The sequence below is a fragment of the Rubeoparvulum massiliense genome, from assembly GCF_001049895.1.
GTDB lineage: Bacteria > Bacillota > Bacilli > Rubeoparvulales > Rubeoparvulaceae > Rubeoparvulum > Rubeoparvulum massiliense.
In genome coordinates this window covers 129,753-145,739 of the sequence record NZ_CVPE01000006.1, presented here as the reverse complement: position 1 = coordinate 145,739, position 15,987 = coordinate 129,753, and the positions used below count along the sequence as shown (strand labels likewise).

The window sequence follows — 15,987 nt, the reverse complement described above, 5'->3', positions numbered from 1 at the left end:
ATGGACATGCAAATGCAGACCTACTATCTACGGATTCGTAAAAGTGGCCATCAATTTACACGGCAAAAGGAACGAATTATCCAAGCGATTATGGAATCACCGAACCATATCACTGCTAAAGAAATCTATGATATTGTCAAAGGTGAGAATATTAGTCCTGCCACAATCTATCGTACCCTTCATATCCTTAGTAAGTTGGATATTGTCCAAGAGGTAATCATCAAGGATACAACCTACTACGAATTAAAGCTATTTAGCCAAAAGCCTTTACATCTTCATCTAAAATGTCAGTGCTGTAATCGTTTAATTGACCTAGACCATGTTCGAATCAATACCAAACTGCTCAACCTTTTTCAAGAGATGGAACGTGTTTTTCAAGTCACCATCGAAGATTCTAACCTACTATTGATTGGTCTATGTCCACAGTGCAAGGAGGAGAAAAAATGCCAAGACCAATGAAGCATCGCTGGGTAGAATTCTTCCCTGAGCATACCTATTATGCTCCCCGAGGAGTCCGAGCCTGTGAGCTTGAGGAGATCGAATTGAAGCTGGAAGAATTAGAAGCGATGCGTCTCAAGGATATTGAACAGTTAACCCAAGAAGAGTGTGCCGAGCGTATGGGTATCTCCCGCCAAACCTTCCAGAATATCATTGATAGCGCACGGCGAAAGGTCGCCATCGCTTTAACCCAAGGTCAGGCTCTTCATATCGGCGGTGGTCATTACAGGGCGAAGCATTGCTTCTATCAATGCCAGGCATGTAGTCATCAATACTACATTGAAAATGAAGAGGAACGCACCACCTGCCCCAGCTGTGGCTCCCACCAGGTTCAATGTATTCAACGGCATCGCGGTAAGCATTGTCAGCGTTGGTGTCAACAGCAACAAGCACCCTTGGGAAACGAGTAAGCAGAATGGTAATGGGGCTATGGAGAGTGAAGAATATCTACCCAAATAAAAACGATTGGAGCAAAGATGTTCCAATCGTTTTTGAGCTATCTTTTGGCATTGTTTAAGAATAATGCTTAAATGGATATTGTTGGTATGCCAGAGCATAATAGAAGATTGAAATAGGTGTGGATGGTGACAGTATGTTCATTCACTTTAAAGATAGGAGTGGTGAGGAATGGTTATAGGTATTGCTCTTGCAATAGCCTCAATGATAGGCATAAGCAGTTAGAGCAGTAAGAACCCTAAGGAGATGACGATCCCGGAGAAGAGTAGCACCATCATACAATAGCCCATGATATCTCGTGCTCCAAGACCTGCAATACCAAGGGCAGGCAATGCCCAAAATGGCTGAATCATATTGGTCCAGGCATCCCCCCACGCAACAGCCATGGCTGTCTTCGCCGCATCCACCCCTAACTCAAGACCAGCAGGTAGCATAATCCCTGCTTGCACAGCCCATTGTCCGCCTCCTGAAGGAACAAAGATATTAATAAGACCTGCACTCCAGAGTGGGAATGTGCTGGCTGTAGAGATACTGACATACCATTGTGAGATCAATCCCGCCAGTCCTGAATTCACCATCATCCCCATGATCCCGGCGTAGAAGAGAAACTGGATGATGATTCCAGTGGTCCCCTTCACCGCTTCTCCTACTGCCTCCAAAAAGCGCTTTGGCGCACCATGCAAGAGAATCCCAAGAAAGAGGAAGAGAAGGTTGACAATATTAAGATCGAGCTTGAAGCCTTTTGTCCAAAAATGGGAGAACAGGTTAGCGAAGCCGAGCAAGGAGATAAGGAAGGATATCCAGCGACTATTCTCCAAGCGATCCGCTGGTGTCATCTTCACTTCCATGGTGGCAACGCTTTCATTTTCCTGGACGAAATTACGGAAGCTCACCTCTTGCCCTGCATCAGGGATCATCAAACGATTTACCAAGGGAAGACCAATCAATAAGACCAGCACAATGATTAAATTAAACGGGGCAAAAATGGTTTCACTGGCAGGGATGATTCCAATGATATCTTCACTGAAATGTCCTTCAGTCGCAATGGTTAAGGGAATGGAACCAGAAAATCCACCATGCCAGAGTAAAAATCCAGAATAAGCACTAACGATGGGTAACCGATAATCTACCCGCTCTACCTGCTTCGCCACTTCCTTTACCAACAATGCCCCAATGACGAGACCAAACCCCCAGTTCACCCACGCTGCAATGGCGGAAACAAAGGTGGTAAGGATAATGGCAGATGCTGGGCCTTTAGCTATGGCAGCAAGGGATTTAAGACTTCGTTTAAAGATCAGCGTATTGGCCAAGGTATGCCCGGTTACAAGAATCATCACCATCTGCATGGAAAAAGCTAATAGCTCCCAAAATCCCTTTCCCCAATGTTCCACCATTTGAAGCGGTGTATTGCCGATGGCCATTCCCCAGAGAAAAACAATGAGGGTAAGACCCACAGCAAATAGATAGGGATCTGGAAGATAACGACTAACTAAGCGCACTGAACCATTCTTGAGACTCCCACGACTAAAGTCGCAAGCCCTGCCGGGTGGGATTCCTGCATGGCTTTGCGTTCTCAGTCCATTTCTGTTTTGAACAGCCTGCAAGATGAGGGTGTCTCATCACCCCTCCATATCCAGTGCATATAGCAGATATGGCTACGCTACTATGACCATCGCGTACAGTTTTTTCGTTCGTGGTGTTTTAGCGTCTTGTTCTTGACGACACATATCGTTTTACCGATCGCATGTATTAGGCGATCGAACCTTATACGATATCCAATTTTCAAAGAACGAGGTTGTGTTAGAGACTTGTACTTGTCTATAAGCGAATTGTAGCACAATTCAAACAATTATGGTAGCCATAAGCTACCCCGTGTCTGACCTCGCTTTCATCCCATGTCTAAAGACGGGCTACGCCCTGCATGGGCTTTCTCGTTTGGAAAACGGCAATATTCTTATTTTTCACTATTATCTTATAATTTCCTCCATATGGAGGTTGTATTGGATGCCCATGCTAAGATATGATATTTTCAATAGAAAAACATCCCCCATTCATCAATGGCTTCCCTGTGATGATCCCTGTTGAGCAAAATGGCTAGATGTTTTCCTATAGATTCTAAGAAAGGATGGTGTTTATGGAAGATAAGCTGGAGCTCATTCTTAAAGAGTTGGTTGAGATTAAGAGAACAACAAGTGGTATTGACACAAGATTAGGTGCAGTTGAATTGAAGATAGATGTGATGGACCATCGATTAGGAACACTTGAAACGAAAGTAGATGCCATCGATTCACGATTGGATACGCTTGAAACGAAAGTAGATACCATCGATTCACGATTAGGTACGCTTGAATCGAAAGTAGATGCCATTGATTCACGATTGGGTACGCTTGAATCGAAAGTAGATGCCATCGATTCACGATTGGATACGCTTGAAACGAAAGTAGATGCCATTGATTCACGATTGGGTACGCTTGAATCGAAAGTAGATGCCATCGATTCACGATTGGATACGCTTGAATCGAAAGTAGATACCATTGATTCACGATTAGGTACGCTTGAATCGAAAGTAGATACCATTGATTCACGATTAGGTACAGTGGAATCAAGTCAAAAAGAGCTCAATCAAATGATGATTGCTCTCCTAGATCGACAAGAAGAAGCAGATGCCAAGCTTGATGCCATCAGTATGGAGATCCATCGGACACAAGGTGAGCTTACTTCCTTCAAATCAAGTCAAGAATGCCAAGAACGGATTCTTGGAATCCTCAGCTTACGCTCATTGGAGCATGAAGCAGATATTCAACTTTTGAAGCAAAATTGATTGCGCCTTACTTACAGCAAGTCATTTTTGATCTCAATGATATGCTCTGGAGCCTGTGGTATATTCAAGATTTTTTCTTTTAAAAACAACGGATAAAGTTTCAGTTTTTGCACCTCTTCAAGTGATGTCCATCGAAACATCAACTTGTGTTTTTCCCCTTCTTCTCGTGTAAACTGGCATCCATTCTCGAGCAACTTCTCGTCCTTTAAATTGAGTAAATAGTAAAAGCCCACTTCATGAAATCTCTCACCATTTAATTCCTCAGTAAAGAAATTTTCAACAATCCAAAGCAAGCGATTGATTTCCACATCAATTCCTAACTCCTCTTTCACTTCCCTTACCATGGCTGCTTCGCTCATTTCGTTCATTTCCACCCTGCCACCTGGAAGAAAATAATAAGGAGTATTTTCTGTCTGCATCATCAATAATTGATGATCATGAATAATGATTCCCGCTACACGATAATTGAAGCGACCCTCTTTGGTTTTAAAGGAAATATCCATTTGTTATCCTCCATCCACGCTTAATGTCAAACACATATTGTTAATTTAGTTAACATTACCAGCAACCTGCAAACCAGTGTATCTATGTAAGCTTATTCAATAATAAAGTCACAAAAACTTGGCTTGTGAGCCAAGCCAAGTTTCATCCTACTTTAACAACGTACTATTTATCCGATTGATTACACTTCTCCTGCTGATTGCCCTTCTCCTGACAAGCCTTGCAATAGCCATAAATTTCAAATTTATGACTGGTAATCTGGAAGTCCTCCACCTCATTGATCAATGCATTCTCCATGGGACAGACATCCACGATCTTGGTTATTCCACAGCCGAGACAGATATAATGGTGATGATGATGTAAGCTAGGATTACAGGCGAAACGAAACTTCCGCTCATCATCCAATGTGGTCTCTTCAAGAATATGAAATTCCACGAAGGTACTTAAATTGCGATACACCGTATCCAGACTCATCCCCGGATTCTTCTCCCGCATCACCTCATAGATCTCCCGTGCAGAAATATATCGATGTGCAGAAGAGACGATGGCTAATATCTCACGCCGACGCTCCGTATCCTTAAAACCCTCTTCCTTTAAACGCTTCATCGCTTCATCAACGGTCATACACTAGCCCTCCTTAGCACCCAAATCCGAATCCGTTTAACCAATAATATCACCAGTACTTGAAAAGCCGCTACTAAGACAATGGTTCCCCCAGAAGGCCAATCAAAATGAAAGGCGAGATAAATCCCGAGAAAAACAGAGATTTGGCCATGGATGATAGCTAACAGAATGGTTTGGCGAAAGCTACGCTGCCACTGGAGTGCAGCAGCAACAGGTAGCGTCATCATCGCTGATACCAAGAGGATTCCCACGATCTGCATCGATGCCCCAATGGTAAAGGCAACAAGAATGGTAAAGATAAAATTGACTAAGCGTTGGGAAACACCAGTGATTGCAGCATCCTCTTCATCGAAGGAGATGATCACCAATTCCTTATAAAAGAGCCATGTTACAACGATGATGATCAGAGCTAACACGCTGATCATCACAAGATCATCAGCTGAGATGGCTGAAATACTCCCAAATAAATAATCTAGTAGATTCACATTGAAGCCGTTGGAGATACTAATTAGAATGATCCCGAGCGCCACTCCAGTGGAGAGCATGATGGGGATGGCAATCTCCTGATAATGACGGTACACCTTACGTAGGCGTTCCACAAAGAAGGAAGCCAATGTAGCAAAGCCCATTCCTACATAAATCGGAGGGATACTGGTCATCCCCCAGCGTTGCTGCATCAGTAGCCCAAAAGCCACCCCTGAAAGCGTCACATGGGAGAGGGCATCTGCCATCAAGGAAAGACGGCGTACCACAAGAAAGAGACCCATTAGCGGACCAATAATACCGATTAAGATCCCTGCATAGACAGAGTTCCGGATAAATTCATATTGAAAGATCATATCAAGCATTGGGATGTCCCACCCTCTCACCCTCGATGTGATCCTCAGTACACTGCATACATGGCTGTACACCGTATAGATTGGCGAGAATCCGTTCCTGTTCCTGTTGAAATTGACGAGGTGTACCATCAAAGATAATCCGTTTTTGCAAGGTGATCACCCGATCCACCCAATCATGGATCAGACTAAAGTCGTGTGTCACCATTAAAATAGTTTTTGCCTCCTTCTGATGGAGGTCATAAACAATCTGGATAAACTTTTCTACGGATCCATAGTCCACACCTACGGTAGGCTCATCGAGGATTAAAAGCTTCGGCTGATGAACCAAGGCCTTGGCAATAAAGACACGCTGCTGCTGTCCTCCTGATAATTGAGCGATATGGCGCTTCCGAAAATCACTCATGCCCACCTGTTCTAAAACCGCTTCAATTCGTTCTCGATCTGCTTTATGAAGGCGATGGAATAAGCCCTTCTCCCCCGTTAAGCCCATGGCAACCACCTCTTCAACCGTGGCAGGAAAACCACTATTGAAGCTATTAGCCTTCTGTGATACATATCCGATTCTCCCCAGTTGCTTACGCTCACGTATCGTTCGATCTGGCCATCGTTCTACCGTCCCCTTGGTCGGCGCTAGAAGACCGAGAATGAGGCGAATCAACGTAGATTTTCCTGAGCCATTCGGTCCAACTAAGCTGATCATTTCCCCTTCTCTTTGCACAAAGCTGATATCCTCCAAAACGGGAGTTGAGCCATAAGAAAAATGGAGGTGGTCGCAATGAATGACACGCTGTGTAATTAGTTCATGTTCCACCTAGGTTCTCTCCTTTATATAAATTAAGTATATCTTGACTGACTACCTAAATCGTAATCATTATGATTAAGTCAAATCAGGTTACATTATACGCTTTCCTGGGTACCATGTAAAGACTGGTAGTTTCTAAAGCTCATTGAACAATTTCAGTATTTTCATGGTATACTTTTCATAGAAAAAATCACCTGTTAAGGAGGATTATATGGGTAAATTACATGAAACCGAGCTCCCTGGACTAGGTAAAAAGTTTCAACTCAACACAGATCACGGAGAGAATGTGGTGATTATCGTCTACAATGATGGAAAGCGTGAAGTCTACCATTATGACGAAGAAGAGGAAGAAGTAATCTCCTCCATCGCCCTCACCGATGAAGAGGCGAAACAAGTAGGGAATATCTTAGAAGGCATCTATTATCAACCAGATCCCCTTCATAAGGCTGAAGTACGAATTAAGGGCATGAGTATGGAATGGGTCAAAGTTCCTGAACACTCGCCTCTACATAATCAAAGTATTGGGTCATTACAGCTACGCAAACAAAAACGGATTTCTGTGGTGGCTGCCATTGTTGGTAATAAAACCGTCGTCAACCCTGGTGCTGATTTTGTAGTAGAAGCCGGACACACCCTCGTTGTTGTTGGTGAACCTGAGCCTGTAGAGCAATTTTGTGAAGAAGTGAAGGCTGCCATTCAATGAGTGGTGATTGGTTAAATATCGTTGCTCTTCTCTCATTACTATTGGCTTTCAGTGCTTGGCTCTCCCATACAACCCGTTTTTCCATCATCCCTTTCCTTATGTTGTTAGGAATGGTCTTTGGGCCGCATGGTGTCGTGCTAGGACCTGTGGATCTACGAATTATGGAAACCCACCCGCTCATTGACCTCATGAGTCGTTTTGGGATCCTGCTATTGATGTTCTATCTCGGATTGGAGTTTTCCCTCCGTTCCCTCGTTCGCTCAGGTAAGCGACTCCTGCAAGGCGGAAGTATCTATATTGGTCTCAATCTGCTACGAGGAATCTTACTCGGTGTGCTTCTTTTCGGAACGGTGAATGAAACCCTAATCATTATTGGAATCACCACGTTCTCTAGTAGTGCTATTGTGGCCAAACTATTGGTGGATAATCAACGCCTGGTCCGTCCTGAGACAGACCTTATTCTCGGTGTAATGATGCTGGAAGATGTGGTAGTAGCCATCTATCTTACCATCATCTCTGGTATCCTATTAAGTGGTTCAACGCAGCTGAGTATAGTTCTGTTCACATTAGGTAAAACGTTATTCATCATTGGACTTTTCCTTTTCATTGGTTGGAAGAGTCGCCTCTGGATTGAACATTGGTTGAAAGAAAAATCCGATGAGTTCACCATTCTCTTTGTCATCGCATTATTGCTTTCTGTAGCCTTCCTTGCTAATCTTGTGGGAATGGCAGAAGCAATTGGTGCGCTCATGCTTGGACTTATCCTGGCAGAGATTTCTGAAAAACAAAAGATCAAGGAATGGATTACACCTATGCGCGACCTATTTGGAGCCATCTTCTTCTTCTCCTTTGGTCTTACCATTGACTTTCGCACGTTTGACCAAGCATTATTACCTGCGGTCATCGCAGTTCTCTTCACGGTAGTTGGTAATATTCTCGCTGGGATCATTGCAGGACGCGCTGTGCATTATTCTTGGCGACAAGCATCCTACATTGGCTTTAGTATTATGGCACGCGGTGAATTTGCCATTATCGTAACCAGCCTAGCGTTAACAGCACACTTAAATCCAATGCTTCAGCCATTCGCAGCACTCTATGTCTTATTACTTGTAATGATTAGTCCATGGCTCATTAAATATTCCAAGCCATTATATAATCGAATGATTCAACCAGTGGTCAACCACACGCCTTTCCAACCAGATACCCATTAGATGAATCATGAATGATTGAATCTTATTATTGTTGGAGGAGGCATTATTCATGTTCAATATGAAGCATCGTAACATTTCTACCCATTCCAAGTTTTTAAGAGTTCTCTTTCTGCTTTTGATCATCTCTGTCATCATGGTAAGCTGGACTCCTTTACTGTCTAACGAGCTTGCAATTATCCATGCAGATGATGATCATGACGATGATGACGACCATGACGACGATGATGAAGGAATTTTTGGCGAGGCATTTGAGGAAGTAGGCGAAGCACTTGGCTGGGGGAGTATTATCCTGGCTGGAGTAGCTGCTCTCCTTTTTCCCGTTCGACGTATTATCCGTATTCCATCCATTCGTGAGCAAGTTGGCATGGATAAGCTTCGTGCTGGTATGCGCTGGCTCCAAGCCTGGCATCTCCCTACTGGGATCTTGGCACTCATCATTGCTGCAGTGCATGGAATTATTCAGTTCCTTGATGAAGGAGAACTGGAACTCCGTGAATGGCTAGGGATCGGTGGGATCGCCTTGGTTCTTCTCGCAGCCATTATCGGATTTATCATGAAGGGACGTCGCGTCACTCCTTCATTACGTCGTACTCATGTTACGATCTTGATTGCTGCTGGTGCTTTGGTTGCATTCCATTTACTTCTCTCATAGTTAACTCTTTCATTGATAAACAGCGATTTCTCTCCCCCATTTCTAGCTAAGATACCAGTCATCTTCATACAACGATAACGTACTTAAGGGGTGCTTATTCATGGGAAAGAGTTTAAATCATAAAATGCTACTTATTATTCTTATCTTTCTTCTATTTACTGGTAGTTCTTTTCTACTCTCCTTGTATGGTCTCACAGAGGTCCGCAATCAATATGAGGACTTCGTAGAAAGTGACGTACCGTTCTACTCACAAACCAAGGATATCTATGCCCTTGGTCTTCAACGGGGACAAGCAGTACGCAACCTGATTCTAAATCCTCAAGATGAAAAAGCGCTGAAGAACTTCCAAGCAGCTTCTACAGACTCACTAAACCTCTTTGAAGAATTGCTGGCTAATGCTGAAAAGTATGGATTACATAGTGAGATTGAAAGTCTCCACTCCCTCACCCAACAGGATATACAGCTTCAAGAAAAAGCAGTGGCAATGAAGGATACTGACCGCGAGGGAGCCTTTCAGTTTATTGTGAAGGAAGAGACGCCTGTATGGCGGCAAATCAAGGAAGCATTTTTTGCTTTGGAGGAAAATGTAACACAAGGCTTTAAAGGAGAACAACAAGGAATCTCCGATCAAATCCAGCAGGATTTAATGTGGATCACCGCTCTCAATGTGATTATTCTCTTGTTTGTCATTCTCCTCTATTTTCTTATTCGTCGCTTTATTACATGGCCCATCGTGAAGATGAGTCAACATGTTCGCAAGATGGCTGAAGGCGACTTAACCATGTCCCATCTCGCCGTAACTGGTCGTGATGAAATTGCCCAGTTATCTCAAGATATCAATGGAATGACTGAAAACTTTCATGAGCTTGTTGCCAATGCCCATCGTATCTCCGGTACAATGGCCTCCTCTGCAGACCAAGTGGCGCAGAGTGTGATGGAGAATCAGAAAGCGATTCAAGAGATTGCCCTGCAAACCGAATCCATCGCTTCTACCAGCGATCATCAGATCGCTAGCTTTGATGAGAGCTCCCATGCCATGGAGGAGATGGCTCAAGGTATTCAGAAGGTCGCAGAATCCTCCAGCATCGTCGCAGAAAAATCCAATGAAACGAATCAGATGGCTCATGAAGGCGAAGCATATCTGAAGCAGGTTGTAGAGCAAATGGATAAGGTAAAAGGCTCTACCCAACAGCTCTCTGAAAGAATAGATTGTTTGAATTCAGATGCCCAGAAAATTGGTGAAATTGTGCACGTGATTGCCAACATCGCTTCACAAACCAATCTTCTTGCTCTCAATGCATCGATCGAAGCGGCACGAGCTGGTGAAGAAGGTAAGGGCTTTGCTGTGGTGGCCTCAGAAGTGAAGAAACTGGCCACCGAGTCTGAACACTCTGCCCAGCAGATCGATGAGTTGATTAACACCGTTCAAACCGAGATGAGCAACGCTGTTTCCTTGATGAAAAACAATCTCGATGATGTCCAACAAGGCTCCGTCTTAGTGGAGAATACAGGGGAAAAATTTGTCCAAATCCTCCAATCGATTCGCCATGTAGCCTTGCAAATTGAAGAGGTCTCAGCAGCTGCTGAAGAAATGTCCGCTGGTTCTGAGGAGATGTCTGCCACCTTCACAGAGTTAACACGGATTACGAAGGAGACCAGCAATGCATCACAAAACGTAGCTGCTACAACGGAAGAGCAGCAGGCTGCCATGGAAATGATGGGTTCCTATGTAGAAGAGCTGGATCAAGTTGCTCATGAACTACAGGCACTGATTCAACGTTTTAAGGTGCATGAAGAGAAATAATAGCAGAGACTTTCAATGATACGACTGGCGTTTATAGAGTAATGAATAGAAATTAATGGGCGACCACAAAGTCGCCCATTAATTTTTTGCTTTCCCTTACCTACCATTTACGAAATAGCCAAGAACACTCCTGGCTTTAGCCATGAGTGGTTCAATGAATGGTGTTGAATTCTAATCGTTACCACCTTTTGCATTAGGGTCTCTTCGTTTGGCATGGATATGGATTCCCTTAATTATAATTTCGGGGTCTGCACCTTAATGTGTTTAAACATTAAGGTACGGACCCCGTATGCTTATCTTCCTATTTCATTCAGAAAGCTAATCCATGTTTGGTGGTTCATCCTTTTTTTCAAAACCCCAGACAGGTTTTTTTTCTTCCATTATTTTATCAATATCTTTTATACTAATTAAATCAGCATAGATAGCATTATCATATCTTGGAATTCCAGCTCTTATTGCACTTTCTGAGTTTGGTGCTTCTAGCCATAGTTTATCACCCTCTTTTCCAAAAATCCTCATTTTTTTCCCTTTATATATAGCGTAATTATGCAAATGATATGCATGTTGAATAAACTCAACACTTACCTTTTTATAATAAAGACCCCTAACTGACCAGACACGCTTAAAACCATTCCTTTTCTCGCTTTTATCTTCTGAGTAAAGAATTATCTCTTTAGTTTTGAAGTCCATTGTTGCACTATATTCTTTATTGTTATATATTGCGTAATAACCTAGTTTTCTCATTACTATCACCTTTCAAATATCATTGTACTAGCACCACTTTTTTATCTTGAAGAACTGCAACAAGTTTTAATTCTCCATCGATCACACGATAGAATTCTGCTTCTAAAGGAATTACATCATTGATATATGGGAAAATATATTCAGGTATAATAGTATTTTCTGATTCGGTAAAACCATTTCCGGTAAAGGGCTGTCTTCCATAATCATTTATCCAAATTGCTTCATGACCACCAAATTCTTTTGTACCCGGTATTTCTATAGGAATACTCGACTTAAATCTAATAATGCCATACTCATTACATCCTTCAGGATACGGCATGGTCCCATCATTTTTAGTATAATCTATTCGAAGTGCCTCTCTAACTTCATCATAATCTTTCAGATGAACGGTGTCTTGTGCCCTTGTAACATATCCACGAATTTCAGGCTCCCAACTACCACTCAAATATTTGTTTAATTCTTCAATTGTTACCCCTTTTGCATGGGTATGGATTCCCTTAATTACAATTACAGGTCCGTACCTTAATGTGTTTATACATTTAGGTACGGACCTCGTATGCTTATCTTCCTATTTCATTCAGAAAACTAATCCATGTTGGGTGGTTCATCTTTTTTTTCAAAACCCCAAATAGGCTTTTTTTCTTCATAACATTTTCCAATTTCGGTATTCTTTACTAATACCTCATAGGAAAATTTGTCACTTCTCGGAATTCCAGCTCTTTTTGCAGCATCTGAATCAGCGGCTATCCATAAGCAATCATCTTCACTCCCGAAAATTACCACCTTTTCTCCTCGATAGAGCGCACAATTACTTAAATAAAACGCATAATCTATATCTTGAATGGCAACTCTTTTATAATATAATCCTTTTGTCGACCAATCTTTTTTGAATCCATTCTTTTTCTCTTTTTTATCATTAGTAAATACTATTACTTCATTCGTGTCTAGATCCATTGTTGCGGAATACTCTTTATTATTATAGATTACATAGCGACCACTTTTCTTCATCCAACAACCTCCAATCATCATTATTTTATAATAATTAATTGTTCATTTTTGAGAATAGCTACTAATTTTGGTTCTCCATCAATTACCATATAGAATTCCGCTTCAATCGGGATACTTTTATTTGATTTGGAAATAATATATTCTGGTATTATTATGTTTTCTGATTTAGTAAACCCATTACCTGTAAATGGTTGTCTGCCATACTCATTTATCCATATTACTTCATTACCCCCAAATTCTTTTGTACGTGGTATCTCTACTGGAACATTCGTTTTAAATCTGATAATACCATATGTGTTTCCTCCTTCAGGAAACGGACAATAACCACCATCAAAGGCATAATCTAATCGAAGCCCCTCTCTTATTTCATCATAACTACGTAAATGGATAGTATCTTGGGCTTTAGTTACAAACCCACTAATTACAGGCTTTCGATCACCACTCAAATATTTATTTAAATCTTCGATCGTTACCACCTTTTGCATTAGGGTCTCTTCGTTTGGCATGGGTATAGATTCCCTTAATAATAATTTCGGGGTCTACACCTTAATGTGTTTAAACATTAAGGTACGGACCCCGTATGTTTATCGCCCTATTTCATTCAAAAGGCTACTCCATGTTTGGTGGTTCATCCTTTTTTCCAAAACCCCAGACAGGCTCTTTCACTTCAACTAATTCATCTATTTCTGATTTTCGGACCCATCCCTCATATTCTGACGGACTAATTTTTTCCAAATTAACTTTCTTTGCTGCTTCAGGATTTCTTGTGCTCAGCAAATACCTATCCTCTTTTTGTCCTGAAATTTTTATTTTTTCTCCCTTACAAACTGCATAATTATGAACATAATAGGCATCTTGCAAATCTGTAATTAATAATTGCTTAAAATAACGGCCTTTGATTAACCAATCACGCTTAAAGGAATTCTTTTTTTCATCTTTATCCATTGAAAAAATTTTTATTTCTTCTGTGTTAGGTACCCTTGAAGCTCGGTATTCTTTATTATTATATGTTACATAATATCCTGATTTTCTCATTGAACAGATCACCTTTCAAAATTATCATTTTATTAGTATGAATTCACCATCGCTATAAGTTGCTACAAGATTTAATTCTCCATCAATTATTTTATAAAATTCTGCTTCTATAGGTGCTTTTTTATCTGAGAGAATAAACTCTGGTATGATAGTATCATTCGATTTTGTGAATCCATTTCCTGTGAATGGTTGTCTGCCATATTCATTACTCCATATCTTTTCATTGCCATTAAATTCTTTCGTACGTGGAATTTCAATTACTGTATCCGTCTTGAATCGAATGATTGCATACTCATTACCTCCTTCGGGGAACGGACTAAACCCACCATCAAATGTGTAATCTAAACGAAGACCTTCCCTTATATTGTCATATGTTTTTAAATCAATAACATCCTGCGCTCTTGAAACATACCCACCAATTTCTAGATCCACTTCCCCTGTAAGATATTTTTCCAATTGATCTATAGTTATGACCTTTTGCATTAGGGTCTCTTCGTTTGGCATGGATATAGATTCCCTAACTTGTTGTAGTATAGCTATTTCAGCTTCTGTTAAATCTTCAACATTCTTATGGATTAAGGAAATAAATTCCTCTTTGCTTAATCCTGTTTAAGCTAAATGTGCATCAATTTCTGAAACAAAGCTTTTAAAATTAGCTTCAATATACGCGTTTGTGTATTTTCCTCATTTCTGAGCAATCGACGAGGCTAAATTTCGCAAGTACTCTGTTACTCGCTCAAAGTTTCCCTTGATCTTCCCCCCCACATTGTTCGAAGCAAAATGATCAATCTTAAGACAACGAAACGAATACCTTGGTTTATTTTTTGCTCAACCATACGTACTCCTCGTACAGCAATACTGCCACGTTACGAGTGCCATGAGTGAGTAAACCTAAAATGCCATTTTGAGGCAAACGAAGACGAATGAGCCATTTTTCGAATCGAGCTAACAAAGACAACTCTTTGGCGATGCCTACGGGGATTACAATGGCTGTCCCTTTAGACCATCCTATTAATCCTCTATCCATATCTTAAATGTATCAAAAGGGGATAAGTTCTAGAGAAATCGACCATTTTTTTGAACCAATCTCAGATCAATCTTTTTCAACCCACACGCTCTATCACATAATGGATATAAGTCGCTGATGACAAGGAGATTTAGCTTCAATATCCTATGAAACAAACTAGTAGCATGTATATCATAATTCTGTATTGGATGCATTATACGACATACCAACTTATACCATTATGTAACAATATACTATTCTAGATTTAGTGGTTCATCTTTTTTTTCAAAACCCCAAATTGGCTTTTTTTCATAAAATACTTCATCAATATCTGACTTATTCACTAATGCCTCATAAGAAAATTTGTCACTTCTTGGAATACCAACTTTTTTTGCAGTTTCAGCATCAGCAGCTATCCAAAAACAATCTCCTTTTTTATCAAAAATTACTACTCTTTCACCGCGATAGAGCCCATAATTTTGATGACGGTATGCATACTGCAATTGGTGAATAGTTACTCTTTTTAAAAAATGGTCTGCCCACTTGCTTTTTTTAAAACCATTCCTTTTTTCATGCTTATCTTTAGTAATCAATACAATTTCAAATGTCTCCCCATCCTTGTTAGCTTCGTACTCTTTATTATTATAAATCGCATAATTACCTGTCATTTTCATAATTAACATCATCCTTCCATATTGCTACTCAAGTTTAATAAATTTCCCCCCTTCAAGAACAGCGACAAGTTTGGGTTTACCATCAATGACTATATATAACTCCGCACCCTCATATGGAAGTTCCCTGTTTACATTTTTCATAATATATTCAGGTACAATAGTATCTTCCGACTTGGTAAACCCATTACCTGTAAATGGTTGTCTGCCATACTCATTTATCCATATTGCTTCATTACCCCAAAATTCTTTTGTACGTGGTATCTCTACTGGAACATTCGTTTTAAATCTGATAATACCATATGTGTTTCCTCCTTCAGGAAACGGACAATAACCACCATCAAAGGTATAATCTAATCGAAGCCCCTCTCTTATTTCATCATAACTACGTAAATGGATAGTATCTTGGGCTTTAGTTACAAACCCACTAATTACAGGCTTTCGATCACCACTCAAATATTTATTTAAATCTTCAATCGTTACCACCTTTTGCATTAGGGTCTCTTCGTTTGGCATGGATATAGATTCCCTAACTTGTTGTAGTATAGCTATTTCAGCTTCTGTTAACTCTTCAACATTCTTATGGATTAAGGAAATGAACTCTTCTTTGCT

20 protein-coding genes are annotated in these 15,987 nt (G+C 40.8%); 7 read left to right on the top strand and 13 right to left on the bottom strand.

Features of this window, described 5'->3' with window-relative positions; all coding sequences use genetic code 11:
• Positions 1-459 (top strand): Fur family transcriptional regulator, encoded by a 459-nt coding sequence (locus BN1691_RS08480; RefSeq protein ID WP_048602738.1) that lies wholly within the window; start codon positions 1-3, stop codon positions 457-459.
• The gene (locus tag BN1691_RS08475) at positions 444-908 is read left to right on the top strand and encodes a DUF134 domain-containing protein (RefSeq protein ID WP_048601824.1); all 465 of its coding nucleotides are present in this window, start codon (positions 444-446) and stop codon (positions 906-908) included. The genes BN1691_RS08480 and BN1691_RS08475 overlap by 16 nt, the downstream gene beginning before the upstream one ends.
• A gap of 267 nt (positions 909-1,175) precedes the next feature.
• On the opposite strand, the gene BN1691_RS08470 is transcribed toward BN1691_RS08475, so the two are convergent.
• On the bottom strand, positions 1,176-2,453 hold the full coding sequence (locus BN1691_RS08470) for a short-chain fatty acid transporter (protein WP_048601823.1): 1,278 nt from the start codon (positions 2,451-2,453) through the stop codon (positions 1,176-1,178).
• 635 nt (positions 2,454-3,088) lie between these two features.
• Between BN1691_RS08470 and BN1691_RS08465 the strand changes: the two genes are divergently transcribed.
• Entirely contained in the window at positions 3,089-3,775 is a 687-nt protein-coding gene (locus BN1691_RS08465; protein WP_048601822.1) for a coiled-coil domain-containing protein, read from the top strand.
• A gap of 11 nt (positions 3,776-3,786) precedes the next feature.
• Here the strand turns inward: BN1691_RS08465 and BN1691_RS08460 are convergent, their stop codons facing one another.
• The 4 genes from BN1691_RS08460 to BN1691_RS08445 all read right to left on the bottom strand — a co-directional run bounded on the left by BN1691_RS08460 (position 3,787) and on the right by BN1691_RS08445 (position 6,550).
• Positions 3,787-4,278, bottom strand: a complete 492-nt coding sequence (locus BN1691_RS08460) for an NUDIX hydrolase (RefSeq protein ID WP_048601821.1) — start codon at positions 4,276-4,278, stop codon at positions 3,787-3,789.
• A 163-nt stretch (positions 4,279-4,441) separates the two neighbouring features.
• Positions 4,442-4,900: a Fur family transcriptional regulator gene (locus BN1691_RS08455; protein ID WP_048601820.1), complete on the bottom strand. Its 459-nt coding sequence runs from the start codon at positions 4,898-4,900 to the stop codon at positions 4,442-4,444.
• Positions 4,897-5,748, bottom strand: coding sequence for a metal ABC transporter permease (locus BN1691_RS08450; protein ID WP_048601819.1), 852 nt, complete (start codon positions 5,746-5,748; stop codon positions 4,897-4,899). The genes BN1691_RS08455 and BN1691_RS08450 overlap by 4 nt, the downstream gene beginning before the upstream one ends.
• On the bottom strand, positions 5,741-6,550 hold the full coding sequence (locus tag BN1691_RS08445) for a metal ABC transporter ATP-binding protein (RefSeq protein ID WP_076850159.1): 810 nt from the start codon (positions 6,548-6,550) through the stop codon (positions 5,741-5,743). The genes BN1691_RS08450 and BN1691_RS08445 overlap by 8 nt, the downstream gene beginning before the upstream one ends.
• A 202-nt stretch (positions 6,551-6,752) precedes the next feature.
• Between BN1691_RS08445 and BN1691_RS08440 the strand changes: the two genes are divergently transcribed.
• From BN1691_RS08440 to BN1691_RS08425, 4 genes are all read left to right on the top strand, one after another.
• Entirely contained in the window at positions 6,753-7,244 is a 492-nt protein-coding gene (locus tag BN1691_RS08440) for a cation:proton antiporter regulatory subunit (RefSeq protein WP_048601818.1), read from the top strand.
• A complete protein-coding gene (locus BN1691_RS08435; protein WP_048601817.1) occupies positions 7,241-8,455 on the top strand; it encodes a cation:proton antiporter in 1,215 nt (404 codons plus the stop codon). The genes BN1691_RS08440 and BN1691_RS08435 overlap by 4 nt, the downstream gene beginning before the upstream one ends.
• Before the next feature lie 49 nt (positions 8,456-8,504).
• Positions 8,505-9,107: a hypothetical protein gene (locus BN1691_RS08430; RefSeq protein WP_048601816.1), complete on the top strand. Its 603-nt coding sequence runs from the start codon at positions 8,505-8,507 to the stop codon at positions 9,105-9,107.
• Positions 9,108-9,207: 100 nt separating this feature from the next.
• Complete coding sequence (locus BN1691_RS08425) at positions 9,208-10,911, top strand: methyl-accepting chemotaxis protein (RefSeq protein WP_048601815.1); 1,704 nt, start codon at positions 9,208-9,210, stop codon at positions 10,909-10,911.
• Positions 10,912-11,229: 318 nt separating this feature from the next.
• Here the strand turns inward: BN1691_RS08425 and BN1691_RS08420 are convergent, their stop codons facing one another.
• The 8 genes from BN1691_RS08420 to BN1691_RS08385 all read right to left on the bottom strand — a co-directional run bounded on the left by BN1691_RS08420 (position 11,230) and on the right by BN1691_RS08385 (position 15,891).
• On the bottom strand, positions 11,230-11,655 hold the full coding sequence (locus tag BN1691_RS08420; protein WP_048601814.1) for a hypothetical protein: 426 nt from the start codon (positions 11,653-11,655) through the stop codon (positions 11,230-11,232).
• A 19-nt stretch (positions 11,656-11,674) separates the two neighbouring features.
• Entirely contained in the window at positions 11,675-12,100 is a 426-nt protein-coding gene (locus tag BN1691_RS08415) for a hypothetical protein (protein ID WP_048601813.1), read from the bottom strand.
• Positions 12,101-12,240: 140 nt separating this feature from the next.
• A complete protein-coding gene (locus BN1691_RS08410; RefSeq protein ID WP_048601812.1) occupies positions 12,241-12,663 on the bottom strand; it encodes a hypothetical protein in 423 nt (140 codons plus the stop codon).
• Positions 12,664-12,683: 20 nt separating this feature from the next.
• Complete coding sequence (locus tag BN1691_RS08405; RefSeq protein WP_048601811.1) at positions 12,684-13,169, bottom strand: hypothetical protein; 486 nt, start codon at positions 13,167-13,169, stop codon at positions 12,684-12,686.
• A gap of 103 nt (positions 13,170-13,272) precedes the next feature.
• Positions 13,273-13,698 carry a hypothetical protein gene (locus BN1691_RS08400; protein ID WP_048601810.1) on the bottom strand — a complete coding sequence of 142 codons (426 nt, stop codon included), beginning with the start codon at positions 13,696-13,698 and terminating at the stop codon, positions 13,273-13,275.
• Between the two features lie 24 nt (positions 13,699-13,722).
• A complete protein-coding gene (locus tag BN1691_RS08395) occupies positions 13,723-14,202 on the bottom strand; it encodes a hypothetical protein (RefSeq protein WP_048601809.1) in 480 nt (159 codons plus the stop codon).
• 756 nt (positions 14,203-14,958) lie between these two features.
• A complete protein-coding gene (locus tag BN1691_RS08390; RefSeq protein WP_147545792.1) occupies positions 14,959-15,378 on the bottom strand; it encodes a hypothetical protein in 420 nt (139 codons plus the stop codon).
• Between the two features lie 24 nt (positions 15,379-15,402).
• Positions 15,403-15,891 (bottom strand): hypothetical protein, encoded by a 489-nt coding sequence (locus tag BN1691_RS08385; protein ID WP_048601807.1) that lies wholly within the window; start codon positions 15,889-15,891, stop codon positions 15,403-15,405.
• Positions 15,892-15,987 lie beyond the last annotated feature (96 nt).